This window comes from Massilia phyllosphaerae, from assembly GCF_034659755.1.
In the GTDB taxonomy this organism is placed as follows: Bacteria; Pseudomonadota; Gammaproteobacteria; order Burkholderiales; family Burkholderiaceae_D; genus Telluria; species Telluria phyllosphaerae.
In genome coordinates this window covers 69,621-86,799 of record NZ_JAXSQX010000005.1, presented here as the reverse complement: position 1 = coordinate 86,799, position 17,179 = coordinate 69,621, and the positions used below count along the sequence as shown (strand labels likewise).

Genomic DNA, 17,179 nt, shown 5'->3' with positions numbered 1-17,179 from the left:
GAAGTGCCTACCATGCCGGGCATCGGATATACCGGAGTGGATGTGGTCATGAATACGAAAATCTTGCGCCACCGGCGGCGGCGCCGGCTGGTCGCGATCGGCGGCGCCTGCATGGCGGCGCTGTGCGCCTGGCGCTGGGGCCTGCTGCATGCCGAGGAAACGCAGTCGCCCGCGCCCCAGCCGGCGCTGCGCCGCGAAGGCACGCAGCTCGTCGTAGGGCCGGAGTCGCCGCTGCGCGCGGCGCTGGCCGTGGCCGCCGTGGCGGAAGAACGGATCGATGCCCGCTTCACGCTGCCGGCGGTCGTCGAAGCCGATCCGGCACGGGTCGTCAAGGTGACGACCCCGGCGCCCGGCCGCATCGTCACCCTCGACAAGCGGCTCGGCGACGTGGTCAAGGCGGGCGATGTCCTGTTCACCATCGACGCGGCGGACCTGGCGCAGGCCAGGGCCGACGACGCCAAGGCACGCGCCGCGCTGGACCTGGCGCGCAGCAATCTGGCGCGCCAGCGTACGCTGGCCGGTGCCGACATCGCGGCCACCCGCGACCTCGAACAGGCCCGTGGCGACTACGAGCAGGCCGACAGCGAGGCCGCCCGCACCGCGGCGCGCCTTGCCCAGCTCGGCGCGCGCGGCGCCGCGCCCGGGCGCGCGCTGGCGGTACGGTCGCCGATCGGCGGCCGCGTCGTCGAACTCGCCGCCGGGGCCGGCGGTTACTGGAACGATGCGACCGCGGCGCTGATGGTGGTGGCGGACACCTCCCGCGTCGACGTCACCGCCAACGCCAGGGAGCAGGATCTTGCGCACATCTACGAAGGACAGCGGGTAGCGGTGCGTGGCGCCGGCTTCGGTGACGTGACGGATGCCCGCGTGGCCACCCTGGGCTGGGCGCTCGATCCGGACACGCGCACGCTCAAGGTACGCCTGCCGGTCGCGAACCGCGACGGACGGCTGCGCCCCGGCATGTTCGCGCAGGCCGATTTCGCCGAACGGCCGCGCCGCGGCATCATGCTGCCCCTGGCGGCGGTGGTACAGGACGGTTTCGCCAGCCGGGCTTTCGTCGAGGTCGCGCCGTGGCGCTTCGAAGCGCGCGCCCTGCACCTGGGCACCCAGGTCGGCGAACGTATCGAGGTCACGGCCGGCCTGCGCGCCGGCGAGCGCGTGGTGGTCAGGAACGGGGTGCTGTTGAATGATTGAGCGCATCGTCACGCTGTGCTTCCACAAGCGTGGGCTGGTCGGCTGCCTGTTCATGCTGATCGCCGCGTATGGCGCATGGTGCTGGACCCAGTTGCCGCTCGAGGCCTATCCCGACATCGCGGATACGACCTCGCAGGTGGTCACGCAAGTCAACGGGCTGGCGGCCGAGGAGGTCGAGCAGCAGATCACGATCCCCCTGGAACGCGAGATCATGGGCACCCCCGGGATGCAGGTGATGCGCTCCAAATCCACTTTCGGACTATCCCTGATCACGGTCGTCTTCAAGGACGGGATGGAGGATTACTGGTCGCGCCAGCGCCTGCAGGAGCGTATCGCCGCCGTCAGCCTGCCGTACGGCGCCCAGCCCGGCCTCGATCCGCTGACGTCGCCGATTGGTGAAATCTACCGCTATACGCTGGAGTCGCCGACGCGCAGCCTGCGCGAACTGTCCGAGCTGCAGCGCTGGAAAGTGATCCCGCGCCTGAAGCAGGCGGCCGGCGTCGTCGACGTCAGCAACTTCGGCGGCATCACGACCCAGTTCCTGCTTGAACTGGATCCCGCCGCCCTGTCGAAGTACAAGCTGACGCTGGCGCAGGTCACGCAGGCGATCGCCGCCAACAACGCCAGCGCCGGCGGCAGTGTCATCGCCCGCGGGGAGCAGGGACTGGTCATCCGCGGGACCGGGCTGATCCGCGGCATGGACGATCTCGGCAACATCGTGGTGGCGCAGAAGGCGGGCGTCCCGGTCCTCCTCTCGGACCTGGGCCGGGTCACCCTGGGCAGCCAGGAGCGCCATGGCATCCTTGGCAAGGATCGGATACCGGATACGGTGTCCGGCATCGTCCTCCTGTTGAAGAACGAAAATCCATCCGAGGTCATCGCGCGCGTGCACGAGGCGGTGCGCGACCTGAACGACCATGTGCTGCCGAAGGACGTCAAGGTCGTACCCTACATGGACCGCAGCATGCTCGTGGACGCCACCGTCGGCACCGTCGGCAAGACGCTGGTCGAGGGAACGGTGCTGGTTTCCGTGGTCCTGGTCCTGTTCCTCGGCAGCCCGCGCGCGGCACTCATCGCCGCGACCGCCATTCCGGTGTCGCTGCTGTTCGCGTTCGCCATGATGCGTCAGTTCCACGTGCCGGCCAATCTTCTGTCTCTCGGGGCCATCGACTTCGGCATCATCGTGGATGGCGCGATCTTCGTGCTGGAAGCGATCCTGCAGCGGCGCGAAGCGCAGCCCGACGGTCCGCTTGCCGCCTCGGAGGCGCTGGGCGCGGCCTTGCAGGTGATGCGGCCGACCTTCTTCGGCATGCTGGTCATCATGATTGCCTACCTGCCGCTGTTCGCGTTCCAGCGGATCGAATACAAATTGTTCTCACCGATGGCCTTCGCCGTGGCCTTCGCGCTGCTGGGCGCGCTGTCGATGACGCTCATGCTGATTCCCGGCATGGCGTACGCGGCATTCCGCTCGCCCCGCAAGATCTTTCACAACCCCGTGCTGGCCTGGCTGATGCCACGCTACCAGGGGCTCCTGGAGCGCCTCGTTGGGCGTTCAGGAACCGTCCTGTCGCTGGTCGTCGCCACCTTCGCCGCCGTGGCGGTGCTGGGGGCCACGGTGGGCCGCGATTTCCTGCCCGTCCTCGATGAAGGATCGATCTGGCTGCAGGTGACCCTGCCGCCCGGGATCTCGCTGGACAAGGCGACGCAGATGGCGGACGCCTTGCGCGCCGCCACCCTGCGCGAACCGCAGGTGGCGCACGTGGTGACGCAGCTGGGACGCAATGACGACGGCACCGATCCGTTCACGCCGTCGCATATCGAATGCGCCGTCACCTTGCTGCCCTACGAGCGGTGGCCGTCCGGCATGCGCAAGCAGGACCTGATCGACCGGCTCGCGGCACGCTACCGCCGGCTGCCCGGCACCGACGTCGGATTTTCCCAGCCCATGATCGACGGCGTGCTCGACAAGCTGGCGGGCGCGCACAGCGACCTGGTGGTCAAGGTGTACGGCGACGACTTCCGCGCCACGCGCCGCCTGGCACGCGATGTCGAACGGCTGCTGCGCAAGGTGCCCGGGGCCCAGGATGTCATCGTCGACCAGGAGCCGCCGTTGGCGCAGGTGCGCGTCGAGGTCGACCGGGCGGCCAGCGCGCGCCTCGGGGTCAACGTCGCGGACGTGATGGCGCTGATCCAGACCGGTATCGGAGGAAGTCCCGTCGGCCAGGTCTACCTGGACGACCGTAACTACGACATCGCCGTGCGCTTTGCCGGGACCGCGCGCGCCGACCCGCAGGCGATCGCCGGGCTGCCGCTGTCGACGCCCGGCGGTGCCCAGGTGCCGCTGTCCCAGGTGGCGCGCGTCACGATTGCCGAAGGCGAAACGACGATCACGCGCGAAATGGGGCGGCGCCACCTGACGGTCCGTACCAACCTGCGCGGACGCGACCTGTCGTCGTTCCTGGCGGATGCGCAGGCGCGCATCGAGCGCGACATTCCCTACGACCACGCGCGCTACCATATCGCCTGGGGCGGCCAGTTCGAGAACCAGCAACGCGCGCAGGCGCGCCTGGCGGTGATCGTGCCCGCGGTCCTGGCCTTGATGTTCGTCTTGCTGTATTCGCAGTTCGGCAACTTGCGGCAGCCTGGTCTGATCCTGGTCGCCGTGCCCCTGTCCTTGCTGGGTGGCCTGGCCGCGCTGCACCTGCGCGGCATGACCCTGAACGTGTCGTCGGCGGTGGGCTTCATCGCCCTGTTCGGCGTGGCGGTATTGAACGCGGTCGTGATGATCTCCAACCTCAACCGTTGGCGCGCCCTGGCGCCCGATGACTTGCGGGGGGCCGTGATCCAGGGCGCGCGCGAGCGCGTGCGGCCGGTCCTGACGACGGCCACCGTGGCCGCGCTGGGCCTGGTGCCCGCCGCCCTGGCGCATGGCCTGGGCAGCGACGTGCAGCGGCCGCTGGCGACGGTGGTGGTGGGCGGCCTGGTGACGGCGACCATCCTGACCTTGCTGTTGCTGCCGGCACTGTACTACCTGGTCGAGGAATGGCACGGGCGGCGGCGCGCCGGCGCGCCGTCGTATGAAGGAGATCTCGCATGAAACCGGCTCGTTTGCTTGCGGCGTGTTCGATCGCCGGCCGTTTGATCTTGCCGGGCGTGCTGGCGGGCGCCCTCGGGGCTTGCGCGGTCGGGCCAGACTTTGTCGCGCCCGCCGCCCCGTCCGATACCGGCTATACCGCGCAGCCCTTGCCGGCGGCGGCGGTCGGCGGGCCCGGCCCGACCGGCACCGCCCAATACTGGGTGCCTGCGCAGACCGTCGAGCCGGACTGGTGGAAGGCTTTCGCCTCGCCCCGGCTGGATGCCTTGCTGGCCGCCGCACTTGCCGACAGTCCCGACCTCCAGTCGGCCGATGCCGCCTTGCGCGCGGCCGGCGAACTCGCGGCCGCACAGCGCGGCGCCTTTGCGCCGAGTGCGAGCCTGGAATTCCTGCCGACGCGGCAGCGGGTCGCGTCGACCCTGTCGAGTCCAACCGCCTCGGGTGCCAACCTGTATACATTGCACACGGCGCAGCTGAGTGTCGCCTACGCGCCCGACGTGTTCGGTGGGCAGCGCCGCCAGTCCGAGAGTGCGCAAGCCCAGGTCGACACGGCACGCTTGCAGCGCGCCGCCGCCCGCCTGACGCTGGCATCGAACCTTGTCAACGCGGTGATCAACCAGGCGGCACTCGAGGAACAGCTCGCGGCGGACCGCGCCATCGTACAGGCCGCGCAGGCCTGCCTCGACGCCATGCGCGCCGCGCGCCGCGCCGGGCAGGCGGGTGCGGCCGATGTGGCGGCACAGGAAGCGTTGCTGGCCCAGGCGCAGGCCGCGCTGCCGGCACTGGAGCGGCAGCTTGCCCAGCAGCGTGACCTGGTGGCCGCGCTGGCGGGGCGGACGCCGGCGACGGATCGGCTGCCGCGTCCGTCGCTGGACGACTTGCAGCTGCCAGCCAGGCTGCCGCTCACGCTGCCGGCGCGTCTCGTCGAACAGCGGCCCGACATCCAGGCCGCGCAGGCGCAAATGCGTGCCGCGTCGGCGCAAATCGGTATCGCCCAGGCGGCGCGCTTGCCGAATATCGCCTTGAGTGCGGCCATCGGCAGCGCCGCGCTGACGCCGGGCACGCTGTTCCAGTCGGGGGGCGGTTTCTGGAGCATCGGCGCCGACCTGGTGCAGCCGCTGTTCCAGGGCGGCGCACTACGGCATCGCCAGCGCGCGGCCGAGGCATCCTACGAGGAGGCGGCCGCGCAGTATCGGCTGGTCGTGCTGGGCGCATTCCAGAACGTCGCCGATGTGCTGTACGCGATCGACGCCGACGCGCGCGGCCTGCAGGCCGCCCTGGCGGCGCAGCAGGCCACGCAGCGTGCACTCGCGATCGCGCAGGCGCAATGGCGGGCCGGCCAGCTGGGGCATCCGGCGGTATGGCAGGCCGAGCAAGCCTGGCAGCAGGCGCGGGTGGCGCTGATCCAGGCGCGCGCCAGCCGCTTGAGCGATACCGTCGCGTTGTTCCAGGCGCTGGGCGGCGGCGCGGTGGCCGCGCCATGAGGACACTCGCTGCTTGCATGTGCGCGGCTTGCCTGGCAAGCGCTTGCGCCGATGTCGGCGATGCACGCTATCCGCAGCGGGACGGGTGGCGCGTTGGCATTGTCGAGTCGATGGCGCCCGCCGGCAGCACGCCGGGCAACGGCTGCGGCGAGGCAGCCCCGCTCGACCAGGCCGTCTACGTCCGCTACTACGCGGGCATGCGGCCGCGGCGCACCGTCGTTGCGATCGTGCCCGGAACCGACTGGCCTGCCGGACAGCGCCTGTACTTCAACCTGCGCGACTGCCGGCGCCAGGGCATTGCCATCCCGGACGCGGGTCGGCGCATTCAGCTTGCCAGCGGCGAGTCGGCCCAGTGATGCAACAAGGTGCCCGGGTCATCATAGATTGCCGCCGCATCGGAAAAGGCCGCATCGTCCCAGTAGCCGCCGCAACGCAGTGCGATGCCCCGGACCCCGGCCGCCTTGGCAGCGGCGATGTCGTAAGGCGTGTCGCCGATCATCACGGCCTCCGCCGGTTGCACGCCGGCCTTGCGCAAGGCAACTTCGATGATGTCACCGTCGGGTTTGGAGTCCTGCAGTTCATCGGAAGAGACCGCCGTATGGAGCAGATCGTCCACCTTGGCCTGCGCGAGCAACGCAGGCAGCTCTTCTCCACTGGATGAGGCGATCACCAGGCGCAGGCCCGCGGATCGCATGCGTTCGACCAGCAGTCTTGCGCCCGGTGTGGGCTTCAAGTTCGGGACAAAGCTGTTCAGTAATAACTGCGTACGCTCGGTTGTGATCTGTTTCGCGAGGGGCGAGTCCGACTCGATGCCGAGCAGCTCGGCGAACACCTTGTCGGATCCCTTCCCGATCAAGCGCCTTATCTGCTCGTAATCGACGGCGTGGCCGTGGCGTGCCAGGGTTTGCACCCATGCTTGCGTATGCGCATCATTGCTATCGATCAGCGTGCCGTCGATGTCAAAAAATACAGCTTTCAATCCAGTCTTGTTCGTCATTTAATTTAATTAAGGGGCATCTTCACTGTTGATGTTGGTAGCGACTGTTCAGCCCGAGGAACAAAATTCATGGCTCTATACCGCTGACATGCCCGGGCCGCAGCACTCTCCGCCATAGTGTGCTCCAGCTCGCGCGGTCCTGTCGCGTTATTGAGAAGACCGGCAGACTACACGGGGCCGTCCTGTGCCCGCCGGAGCGGCGTACGGTTCTTGCCGGCCGAGACCGAAATTGACGAATTCCGATGAAAAGATGCGAGATTGTCATGAATTGTTGCGTAGTAAATACATAAATCTCTCCTGCATCATTATTTCTTTATGGAAATTTGATCATTGCTCGACCGACTATCGACGCTCATGGATACTGAACACGTTTCCAATATCCACACCGATCATGGTCCATGTTGCCCCGTATCCCAAGCTGGTCGCTGCGCTCTCCCTGATGTTGTGTGGCTTGGCACATGCCGCAGGAGATGACACGATTTCCACCGATCGCCCGGATTTCGTCGAGTCCAGCCAGGTCGTCGGCAGGGGCCGGATCCAGCTCGAAACCAGCGTCCAGTGGGACCGCCAGCGCGATGGCACCAGCCGCGAGCGCTCACTCAGCACCCCGACACTGCTGCGCATCGGCATGGGCGACAGCACCGAGCTGCGCATCGAAACCGATGGCCGCACCGTCGTCCATGACGACGCCGCCTCGAGCGCCGCGCGTACGAGCACTGCCGGTTATGCGGATACCGCGATCGGCGTCAAATGGCATCTCGCGGATCAACAGGATCGGCAAGCGTCACTCGGAGTACTGCTGCATGCCGAGTTGCCCAGCGGTAGCCGCGCGCTGCGCGGCCATGGTGTGCGGCCGTCACTGCGCCTTGCCGCCGAATGGGACCTGCCGCAGGACTTTTCCTTCGGCATCATGCCGGGCATTGCCGTCGACCGGGATGACGCGGACAAACGTCACGGTTACGGCATCCTGGCCGCAACCCTGGGCAAGGAGTTCGGCGAGCGCGTGCGCGGTTTCGTCGAGCTGGCGGCGCCGCAGATCGCGCGCGCGTCGTCCGGTGGCACCCAGGCCAGCGTCGACACCGGCCTGACTTACCTGATCGAGAAGAATATCCAGGCCGACGTCCTGCTGATGCATGGCCTGAACCGCCGCACGCCCGACACGAGCGTGGCCATCGGCCTGTCGGTACGCATGTAACAGCAACAGAGAGCGACATGAAGAGCATGACTATCAAATTGCGCCTGCTGGCGTCCAACCTGGGTGCAATCACCTTCGTGGTCCTGGTCGGCGCAATCGGCTACCTGAGCGTCGGTGAGCTCGATGCGGCCATGGATTCGATTACCGACAACGGCAGCGCGATCAAGGACCAGATGGGCGCCGACCAGGTACACGATGCGCTGCGCGCCGACGTGCTCGCGGCTCTGCTGGCAGGCACCAGCGGGGATGCCGCCGAACGCGACGGCATCCAACGCGACACCGCGGCCCATATCGCGCTGTTCCGCAAGCTGATGGCCAGCCTGGACAAGACCACCGATCCGGCTATTCGCCAGGCGATTGCGGAAGCCCGCCCGGACGTCGATCCCTACCTCGACAGTGCGCAGAACATGGTGGCCCTGGCATTGTCCGACGGGGCGGCAGCGCGGCGGGCGCAGCCGGGCTTCATGGCCAATTTCCACAAGCTCGAGCAAAGTATGGAAAAGCTCAGCGAGCGTATTGCGCAGGCATCGGAAACGACGCGCGCCGCCGGCGACGATACGGTGGCAAAAGCGAAACGGCGCATCCTGCTGAGCGCACTCGCGGCCGCCCTGGTCGTCATGGGCAGCGGCCTGCTGCTGTCGCGCTCGATCCGCCGTCCTCTCGACGATGCGATCGGCTTTGCCGGCCGCATTGCCGAAGGCAGGCTGGACACCGACATCGCGTGTGCGCCGGATGATCGCACCGAAACCGGCCAGCTCAAACTGGCCCTGCGCAGCATGCGCGACAGCCTGCGCCAGATTGTCGGCGACGTTCGCGGCGGCACCGATTCCATCGCCACCGCGGCAAGCCAGATCGCCGCCGGTAACAGCGACCTCTCGACCCGCACCGAGAGCCAGGCCAGCGCGTTGGAGGAGACCGCTTCCTCGATCGAGCAGTTGACCTCGACCGTCCGGCAGAACGCCGACAACGCCCGCCAGGCCAACCAGCTGGCACAGTCGGCCTCCAACGTCGCGGTGCGCGGCGGCGAGGTGGTAAGCCAGGTGGTGCGAACCATGAACGCGATCGACAGCGCGGCGCATCGCATTGTCGATATCATCGGCGTGATCGAAGGTATTGCTTTCCAGACCAATATCCTCGCGCTGAACGCGGCGGTGGAAGCCGCCCGGGCCGGCGAGCAGGGGCGAGGCTTTGCGGTGGTAGCGGGAGAGGTACGCACTCTGGCCCAGCGCGCCAACAGCGCGGCGCGCGAAATCAAGCAGCTGATCGACGATTCCGTGCGCCAGGTCGGCCTCGGGAACAGCCTGGTCGGCGAGGCCGGCAGCACGATACAGAGCGTCGTCGAGAGCGTACGCCGGGTCAGCGACGTGATCGGCGAGATCAGCGCCGCCAGCCGCGAACAGGAAGACGGTATCGGCCAGGTGAACCGCGCCATCGCCGACATCGACAGTGCGACCCAGCAGAACGCCGCCTTGGTCGAGGAGGCCAGCGCGGCCGCCACGGCGATGGAGCAGCAGGCCAACCAGTTGCGCCGGCTGGTCGGCAGTTTCACGTTGGTCACCAGCGAGGACGACGGCGGTTTGACCAGACGATTCGCCAATCCATTGATCATCGAGTCAGGGCAAGCGCGATTCAGTGCTTACCTGAACCGATAAGATCATGTGAAACACCTTTGATCATCGATGAAGATAATCAACGGCTTTTTCATTACCGCCGCCGGATGCCGGCGCCCCGCATCATGCTTGCCGGTCCGCGACCGCGTCAACGCGGCGTCGTCCCGGTCCGCACCTCGTGCTGTCCCAGAGTCGGTCTGACTCCCCCCTGGCGCAAAACCGACTGCGGCTGGTTCAAGGGCCGCGACAACGCCGAGCGCCGCCCGACGGCAAAGTCGCTCGGACGATTCAACCCGGTGGCCACCACGGTCACCCGCATCGCATCACCCAGCGTATCGTCGAACACCGCCCCGAACTTGATGATGGCATCGTCGCTGGTCTGGGCGCAGATCGTGTCCATCACCAGCCGGGTTTCACGCAGTTTCAGGCTTTCCTCGGAGGCGGCGATGTTGACCAGCAGCCCGCGCGCGGCGCGCAGGTTGGAGCCGTCGAGGAGGGGACAGGAGATCGCCTCCTCGGCCGCCTTGACGGCGCGGTCCTCGCCCTCGTGCTGGGCCGAGCCCATCATCGCCATGCCGGTCTGGCGCATCACGGTGCGGACGTCCTCGAAATCGACGTTGACCATGCCGGGCACGGTGATGATGTCGGCGATGCCGGTGACTGCCTTGGCGAGCACCTCGTCGGCGGCGGCGAAGGCTCCCTTTTGCGTGATGTCGTCGCCCAGGACTTCCTCGAGGCGGCTGTTGAGGACGATGACGAGCGAGTCGACGCAGCGCGCCAGCACCGCGATGCCTTCTTCGGCCACGCGCATGCGGCGCGGGCCTTCGAACTGGAAGGGCTTCGACACCACGCCGACGGTCAGGATGCCCAGCTCGCGCGCCACTTCGGCCACCACGGGCGCGGCGCCGGTGCCGGTGCCGCCGCCCATGCCGGCGGTGAGGAAGACCATGTCGGCGCCCTTGAGCGCGTCGGCGATGACGCTGCGTTCGTGCATCGCGCTTTCGCGCCCGGCGACCGGGTCGCTGCCGGCGCCGAGGCCGCTTTCGCCCAGCTGGATCCGTTTTTCGGTACGGGTGTTCGACAGCGCCTGCGCGTCCGTATTGGCGCAAATGAATTCGAAGGCGGACAGGTTGGAGGACGCCATGTGGCTGACGGCATTGCCGCCGGCCCCGCCTATGCCGATGATTTTGATAACCGTTTGCGGTTGAGGAACATTAGTGTCGGACAAGGAAGACTCCGTTTGAAGAAAAAGCGATCGGCCCGCCGTGAGGCGCCGTCACGAGCCTGGCTGGTACCGAGCCCATTAGGTTACTTGCTGAGCCGCACACGCGAAAGTTAGGAAAAGTTTCAATCGAAACCTTTTGTAATAGCGCGTGCAATCCCGGCAAAAGGATGCAGCTGAGGTGCGGCGCTACGGCACCAGGGGAGGAGGGATGCCGGCGTCAATTTATTTGGGTCGAACATTCGTTGCAATCGGGCAATTTTTTTCATGGCATGCGCACAAAAATCGATAGGTTTTTGACAAAGCGTTGCTTTTATTGAACGCTTCGACTTTTCGCAATCTTTCGCGTGTCGTCCGTCAAAAATGGGCACAAAATGATGTGGCTCGCAGTAGACCGCTGTCTATTGAAGATGTGTGGCCACTGCATGTGTTCCGCATCATCTCCGGTCAAGCCAACCGGCGATGGTCACCTTGTGAAGGATTACCATGCGCCCCTCTTTCAAAAAAGTGAGCCTGGACCAATTCTCCGAGTTGCTCACCCGTTTTCCGTTCTCGCGTTCCATCAACGCCGTCCACATGCACCATACGTGGCGCCCCGACCGCCGCGGATTCAAGGGGGAGGACACGATTGTCGCGATGTGGCGTTATCACACCGAGCACAACGGCTGGAGCGATATCGCCCAGCACATCACCATCGACCCGAACGGCGAGATCTGGCTGGGGCGCGACTGGAACAAGCCGCCGGCGAGCGCCAAGGGTTTCAACGGCGACGATCGGGCCGGACCCTTCATGTTCGAGATGATCGGGGACTTCGATGTCGGTGCCGACCCGTTCAACGGCAAGCAGCGCGCCACCGCGGTCGGCGTGGTCGCGATGCTGCAGCAGGCCTTCGACTTGCCGCTGTCGACCCTGAAATTCCACAACATGATGTCGGAGAAAACGTGTCCGGGCGACAGCATCGACTATGAGCGCATGCTGGACGACGTCATGCGCAAGCGCCGCGAGATGGGACAGGCGCGGCGGGCCTTGCCCGAGAGCGAGCCGCCGTTCCATCCCGATGCCATGGCGGCCAACGCCGTCATCACCGACTTGCTCGACGAGATGAAGAGCCGGGAGGGCGGCGTGATGGCGGCCTTCGAGGCCGATGCCGACGCCTGCACCCACCACCCTGAGCATCACGAACATGCCGAAGCGCCCGCGGCTTACGCCGGCCAGGGCCGGGACGCAGCGCTGCCGCTGCGCAAGCCCGACCTCAGGCCGCACCTGGTCAACCTGTCGATGGGAGAGCTGTCGAGCGGCGGCGAATGGAGCACCACCCGGCAGGACGTCGAGGCGATCTTCTCGGAACACCTGCCGCGCGCGCTGGAGCGGGCCCAGGCCGCGAAGCGGCCTCTGCGCCTGATGTTCCAGGCCCACGGCGGCCTCAACTACGACGCGGCCGGCCTGGCGATTGCCCGCAAGAGCGTCGCCTGGTGGCTCGAGAACGACATCCATCCCATCTATTTCGTATGGGAGACCGGCCTGTTCGAAAGCGTCGGGCAACTGCTGCAGCGGGCGATCTCCGGCAAGCGCGACTTCGCCGACTATACGAGCGACCCGCTGATCCAGGAAACGGTGCGCTTTCTCGGCGCCCCCAAGATCTGGGGCGTGATGAAGCAGAATGCCCGCACCGCGTCCTCGCCGGACACCCTGGGCGAGACGCGCCAGGTGCAGCCGGGACGAGAAGGCGGCGCCTACCTCGTCGCGCAGCAGCTTGCGGCATTCTGCAAACGCTACGGCGACGCCGTGGAGCTGCATGCCGTCGGCCACAGCGCGGGCGCGATCTTCCATGCCTGGTTCATCCCCTGCGCGCTCGACCTCGGCGTGCCCGAGTTCCGCTCGCTCCACCTGATGGCGCCCGCGGTCCGGGTCGACCTGTTCAAGGAGAAGCTTGCACCCCTGGTCGGCGATCGCGCCGGCATCCGCGATCTGACGGTGTACACCATGAGGGAGGCGCTCGAGGCGCGCGACAACTGCGCCGGGATCTACAACAAATCGCTGCTGTACCTGATCTTCCATGCGCTCGAGCCGCAGCGCAAGACGCCGATTCTCGGGCTCGAGGAAAGCCTGCGCGCCGACGCCGACTTGAGCCGCCTGTTCGGCTTGAGCGGTGGACTGGGCAGGGCGGAGGTCATCTGGTCGCAGACGCCGCCAGGGATGGTGGACAGTGCCAGCCGCTCGACGACGCACGGCGGCTTCGACGACGACCGCGCCACCATGAACAGCATCGCCCGCCGCATCCTGAGCCGCGGCGACGACGGCACCATCGTCGAATACCCTGCCGCCGAAGCCGCGGACCGCGGCATGGCGCCGGCACCGGCCACGCCGACGGTACGCGACTTGGTGAAGCAGGACCGGCGCAGCGACGATATCCGGATCGACGAGCGGCGTGGCGCCAGGCGGGCGCTGTGCGTCGGTATCAATGCCTACGCCGGCCAGCCATTGGCAGGCTGCCTGGCGGATGTCGAATCCTGGTACCGGGTCCTGGACCGTGCCGGTTTCGCGGTGACGCGCCTGCTCGACCAGGATGCCACGCGCACCAATATCATGGGCCAGCTGAAGCGGCTGATCGCCGACAGTGTCCCGGGCGACGTCATCGTGTTCCAGTATGCCGGGCATGGCACCCAGATGCCGGACCGGAACGGCGACGAGAAAAAGAGCGGCTGGGATCAGGCCATCGTCCCTTACGACTTCCAGACCGGCGCATTCGTGCTGGACGACGAACTCGGCGAGATCTACGCGAGCGTTCCCGCCGGCGTCAACCTGACGTGTTTCACGGATTGCTGCCACTCGGGGGACAACCAGCGCCTCTTCATTGCCGACGGCGACCAGCGCCAGCGCTTCATGCCGCCGACAAAAGAGTTGATCAATGCGTTTTACGACTATCGCGAGCGGGTGGTCGGCGACGCCGGCGCTGCCCGGGCTTTCGTGGCCGGCGTCGAAGAGAAGGTGACCAACGAGGTGAGCTTCGCCGCCTGCAGCCGCGACGAGTCCGCGTGGGAGAGCCAGGGCCAGGGCGAGTTCACCGTCCGCGCCACCAGGATCCTGGAGACCGCCGGTACCAAGCTGACCAACAGCGCCTTCATCGAACGGGTCCGGGCCGACTTCGGCAAGACGCCGCGCCAGCATGTCCAGCTCGACGCGAGCTCCCGCGCGGCGGCCAAGCGGCCCTTTCTGCAGCCGCTGGTACAACCGTCACCCGCGCGTCCCGAGCGCGCAGCCGTGCCGCCACCCGGGCCGTCGCCCGTACCCGAAGGTGGCGAACTGCTCGGCGTGTTGCGCAGCGTCGAGCGCCTGCTGCAGCAGATCCAGCTGCAGCAGACGTCGGCGAGCGACTTGCAGCGCCCGAACGGCGGTATCCAGCACCCGCCGCCGCAATCGCTGCAGTCGGGCGGACAGCAGAACCGGTGACCAAGCATGGCCACAGGTCAGCAACAGCTCGACAGCTCCACCCCGCAGGCCACGGCTGCGCAGGCGCAAAGCCGCGATGGCACGGGCGCTTTGCCGCCGCCCGTGCATGGTCCGCCCAGCGCCCAGCGCCGAGCGCGACGGGCTGGGCGTGCGCTTCCAGGTGGCCGCTTCGGTCACGCGCGCCGTCGCCAGGCCGTTCGCGCGCAAGGCAGGCGACCCCTTGTACCGCCCATTGAAGGTATATACCAGCGATCCCGCCGCCTCGCGGATGGAAGCGGCGGTGACCCTGATCAATGTGCCTTACGAGCCGCTGGCGCCGGGGCCCGACGGCAGCCTGTTCAAGGTCGACAGCCAGGATCCCCAGCAGAACGGCAACGGCACCGGGATATACCCGCCGGGCGAGCTGCCGGCCGACCTGACCGAATTCCTGGCGCATGCGGCCAGCTCGCTGGCCGGCCATTTCCAGGCGCTGATGATCCGGGCCGTCGACTATTGCCCGCCGGTGGACATTACCCTCGGTGAATTCCTGCGCGCCCTGGTCACGGCAGACTACGACCTGGTCCCGGATGACCCCTGGGGATACCGCGAGGCCTTGATCGACGCCTTTTCCAGGCGCGCGATCTATCCGCGCCACGTGCCCACGCTGGCCGAGGATGCGCTGCTGTGGCGCGCCCCGCGGCGCGTGATGCCGCCCGTGATCGCGCTGGACGCGGCGCACCTGGTGTTCGATTGCGACATGGCCTGCGGCGCGGCGCCGGCCGAACTGACCCGGCAGGCGAGGGCCCTGGGCGAATTCGCCACCCGGCCCGAGCACCTGCAGGAATTCGGCCTGCTGTCCGGCAGCGAAGCCGAGGCACTGGGCGGCAGGGCCGAGCTGCCGGTGGTGGCGTCGGTCCGGATCGCCCGCCGTGCCGGTCCGGATGGCCAGATCGTCAACGACCTGGTTGCGGAGATTACCCAGCAGGTGATGATGCAGCCGGGGGCCGGCAAGGCGGACTACGCACTCGTCGGCGGCACCACCGTCATCCTGGGACCGAACGGGGAAATACGCTACCTGATCTCGAAAAGCGCCGTCGGCAGCGAACGGATCCAGCGGCGGCGTGCCTTCCTGGACTCGCTACAGGGACGACAATTCTGGCAGCTGCGCGGTACGGCCTACCAGGAAAAGCGGCCCCTGTACGAGGCCTTGCACGCCGGCGCCTAGTCCAGGCCGAGATCGCTCGCCAGCTGCTCGCGCAGCAGGTACTTCTGGATCTTGCCGGTCACCGTCATGGGAAACCCCGATACGAAGCGGATATAGCGCGGCACCTTGTAGTGCGCGATCTGCCCCTGGCAAAAGGTGCGGATTTCGGCTTCGTCCGCAAGCGCCCCGGGCCGCAATATAATGCAGGCGCACAGCTCTTCCCCATATTTACTGTCCGGTACCCCGACGCACTGCACGTCCAGCACCTTGGGATGCCGGTACAGGAATTCCTCGATCTCGCGCGGATAGATGTTTTCCCCACCCCGGATCACCATGTCCTTGCTGCGCCCGACGATGGCGGCAAACCCGTTCTCGTCGATGACCGCCAGGTCGCCGGTATGCATCCAGCGGCTGCGATCGATCGTTTCCAGGGTCTTGTCGTCGTCGCCCCAATACCCCAGCATCACCGAATAGCCGCGCGTCAGCAGCTCCCCCTTGACGCCGCGCGGCACGATGCGGCCCTCGGCATCGACGATCTTCACTTCGAGGTGCGGATGGACGCGGCCGATGGTCGTGACGCGCAGTGCGACCGGGTCGTCGACCGAACTCTGGAACGACACCGGCGAGGTCTCGGTCATGCCGTACGCGATCGTAATCTCGTGCATGTGCATCTTCTCGATCACACGGCTCATCACCTCGGCCGGGCAGGGCGATCCCGCCATGATCCCGGTGCGCAGCGTCGACAGGTCATAGCCGGCGAAATCCGGCTGGTCGAGGATCGCGATGAACATGGTCGGCACGCCGTGCAGCGCCGTGCAGCGTTCCGCCTGGACCGTCCGCAGCACGGCTTGCGGATCGAAGCCTTCGCCGGGATACACCATCGCGGCGCCGTGGGTCACGCACGCCAGGTTGCCCAGCACCATGCCGAAGCAGTGATACAGCGGCACCGGGATGCAGAGCCGGTCGCGGCTGCTTAGCTTCATCGCCTCGCCGATGAAGAAGCCGTTGTTGAGGATATTGTGGTGGCTGAGCGTAGCGCCCTTGGGTGCGCCCGTGGTGCCGGAGGTGAACTGGATATTCACCGGATCGTCGAACTGCACGCGCGCCTCGACCTGGGCCAGGCGATCGAGCAGGGCGGCGCCCGGCGCCACCAGCAGGCTATCGAAATTCAGCATCCCGGGCGTACGCTCGGCGCCCAGGCGGATCACATGGCGCAGATGCGGCAGGCGTGCCGACCGCAACGCGCCCGGCGCGGCATCGCGGATTTCCGGCGCCACGTCCTGCAGCATTTCGATGTAATTGCTGGACTTGAAGGCGGGCGCCAGGATCAGCGCACTGCATTGCACCTTGTCGAGCACGTATTCGAGTTCGGCACGGCGGTAGGCCGGATTGATGTTCACCATGATCAGGCCGGCGCGCGCGGTGGCGAACTGCACCAGCACCCATTCCGCGCAGTTCTGCGCCCAGATGCCGACCCGTGCACCGGGTTCGAGCCCCAGCGACAGCAGGGCCGCGGCCAGCCAGGTCACTTTGTCGTCGAATTCGCGGTAGGTCCAGCGGATACCCTGGTAGGGCACGACGAGCGCGTCGCTGTCGCCGTATTGCGCCGCGATGGATGTTAAGTAGGGGCCGATTGCCTGTCCGATGAGCGGTATGTCGTGCGCGCCGTGCACGTAGCTCGCTTGCTGTTCCATAGGAGGTCTCCGTTATTGTCGTTCGAGGGCGTACCCGGCACAGAATACTGTATTGA

11 protein-coding genes are annotated in these 17,179 nt (G+C 67.0%); 8 read left to right on the top strand and 3 right to left on the bottom strand.

The annotated features are described in order from the left end of the window. Positions 1 to 48: 48 nt before the first annotated feature. The 4 genes from U1H99_RS19330 to U1H99_RS19315 are packed head-to-tail and all read left to right on the top strand — an operon-like array spanning position 49 to position 6,128. Positions 49 to 1,194 carry an efflux RND transporter periplasmic adaptor subunit gene (locus tag U1H99_RS19330; RefSeq protein WP_323143344.1) on the top strand — a complete coding sequence of 382 codons (1,146 nt, stop codon included), beginning with the start codon at positions 49 to 51 and terminating at the stop codon, positions 1,192 to 1,194. Further along, positions 1,187 to 4,291, top strand: a complete 3,105-nt coding sequence (locus U1H99_RS19325) for an efflux RND transporter permease subunit (protein WP_323143343.1) — start codon at positions 1,187 to 1,189, stop codon at positions 4,289 to 4,291. The genes U1H99_RS19330 and U1H99_RS19325 overlap by 8 nt, the downstream gene beginning before the upstream one ends. Then, entirely contained in the window at positions 4,288 to 5,772 is a 1,485-nt protein-coding gene (locus tag U1H99_RS19320) for an efflux transporter outer membrane subunit (RefSeq protein WP_323143342.1), read from the top strand. Before U1H99_RS19325 ends, U1H99_RS19320 begins: the two co-directional genes overlap by 4 nt. Then, positions 5,769 to 6,128 carry a hypothetical protein gene (locus U1H99_RS19315; RefSeq protein WP_323143341.1) on the top strand — a complete coding sequence of 120 codons (360 nt, stop codon included), beginning with the start codon at positions 5,769 to 5,771 and terminating at the stop codon, positions 6,126 to 6,128. The genes U1H99_RS19320 and U1H99_RS19315 overlap by 4 nt, the downstream gene beginning before the upstream one ends. On the opposite strand, the gene U1H99_RS19310 is transcribed toward U1H99_RS19315, so the two are convergent. Next, complete coding sequence (locus U1H99_RS19310; protein WP_323143340.1) at positions 6,098 to 6,769, bottom strand: HAD family hydrolase; 672 nt, start codon at positions 6,767 to 6,769, stop codon at positions 6,098 to 6,100. The two genes, U1H99_RS19315 and U1H99_RS19310, sit on opposite strands and share 31 nt — an antisense overlap. 391 nt (positions 6,770 to 7,160) lie before the next feature. Here U1H99_RS19310 and U1H99_RS19305 point away from each other — a divergent pair, with 391 nt between their 5' ends. Then, positions 7,161 to 7,964, top strand: a complete 804-nt coding sequence (locus tag U1H99_RS19305; RefSeq protein ID WP_323143339.1) for a transporter — start codon at positions 7,161 to 7,163, stop codon at positions 7,962 to 7,964. Positions 7,965 to 7,990: 26 nt separating this feature from the next. Then, the gene (locus U1H99_RS19300) at positions 7,991 to 9,616 is read left to right on the top strand and encodes a methyl-accepting chemotaxis protein (RefSeq protein ID WP_323143338.1); all 1,626 of its coding nucleotides are present in this window, start codon (positions 7,991 to 7,993) and stop codon (positions 9,614 to 9,616) included. Positions 9,617 to 9,722: 106 nt separating this feature from the next. On the opposite strand, the gene ftsZ is transcribed toward U1H99_RS19300, so the two are convergent. Next, positions 9,723 to 10,802 (bottom strand): cell division protein FtsZ, encoded by a 1,080-nt coding sequence (ftsZ, locus tag U1H99_RS19295; protein ID WP_323143337.1) that lies wholly within the window; start codon positions 10,800 to 10,802, stop codon positions 9,723 to 9,725. A gap of 480 nt (positions 10,803 to 11,282) precedes the next feature. Here ftsZ and U1H99_RS19290 point away from each other — a divergent pair, with 480 nt between their 5' ends. Both U1H99_RS19290 and U1H99_RS19285 read left to right on the top strand, forming a co-directional pair. Further along, positions 11,283 to 14,246, top strand: a complete 2,964-nt coding sequence (locus U1H99_RS19290; protein ID WP_323143336.1) for a caspase family protein — start codon at positions 11,283 to 11,285, stop codon at positions 14,244 to 14,246. Positions 14,247 to 14,352: 106 nt separating this feature from the next. Next, positions 14,353 to 15,450 carry a gluzincin family metallopeptidase gene (locus U1H99_RS19285; RefSeq protein WP_323143335.1) on the top strand — a complete coding sequence of 366 codons (1,098 nt, stop codon included), beginning with the start codon at positions 14,353 to 14,355 and terminating at the stop codon, positions 15,448 to 15,450. On the opposite strand, the gene U1H99_RS19280 is transcribed toward U1H99_RS19285, so the two are convergent. After that, complete coding sequence (locus U1H99_RS19280; RefSeq protein WP_323143334.1) at positions 15,447 to 17,123, bottom strand: AMP-binding protein; 1,677 nt, start codon at positions 17,121 to 17,123, stop codon at positions 15,447 to 15,449. The genes U1H99_RS19285 and U1H99_RS19280 overlap by 4 nt on opposite strands. Between the last annotated feature and the right edge of the window lie 56 nt (positions 17,124 to 17,179).

Coding starts and splice junctions, on each gene's coding strand:
- U1H99_RS19330 (WP_323143344.1), top strand. CDS start 49: ATGAATACGAAAATCTTGCGCCACCGGCGGCGGCGCCGGCTGGTCGCG.
- U1H99_RS19325 (WP_323143343.1), top strand. CDS start 1,187: ATGATTGAGCGCATCGTCACGCTGTGCTTCCACAAGCGTGGGCTGGTC.
- U1H99_RS19320 (WP_323143342.1), top strand. CDS start 4,288: ATGAAACCGGCTCGTTTGCTTGCGGCGTGTTCGATCGCCGGCCGTTTG.
- U1H99_RS19315 (WP_323143341.1), top strand. CDS start 5,769: ATGAGGACACTCGCTGCTTGCATGTGCGCGGCTTGCCTGGCAAGCGCT.
- U1H99_RS19310 (WP_323143340.1), bottom strand. CDS start 6,769: ATGACGAACAAGACTGGATTGAAAGCTGTATTTTTTGACATCGACGGC.
- U1H99_RS19305 (WP_323143339.1), top strand. CDS start 7,161: ATGGTCCATGTTGCCCCGTATCCCAAGCTGGTCGCTGCGCTCTCCCTG.
- U1H99_RS19300 (WP_323143338.1), top strand. CDS start 7,991: ATGACTATCAAATTGCGCCTGCTGGCGTCCAACCTGGGTGCAATCACC.
- U1H99_RS19290 (WP_323143336.1), top strand. CDS start 11,283: ATGCGCCCCTCTTTCAAAAAAGTGAGCCTGGACCAATTCTCCGAGTTG.
- U1H99_RS19285 (WP_323143335.1), top strand. CDS start 14,353: ATGGTCCGCCCAGCGCCCAGCGCCGAGCGCGACGGGCTGGGCGTGCGC.
- U1H99_RS19280 (WP_323143334.1), bottom strand. CDS start 17,123: ATGGAACAGCAAGCGAGCTACGTGCACGGCGCGCACGACATACCGCTC.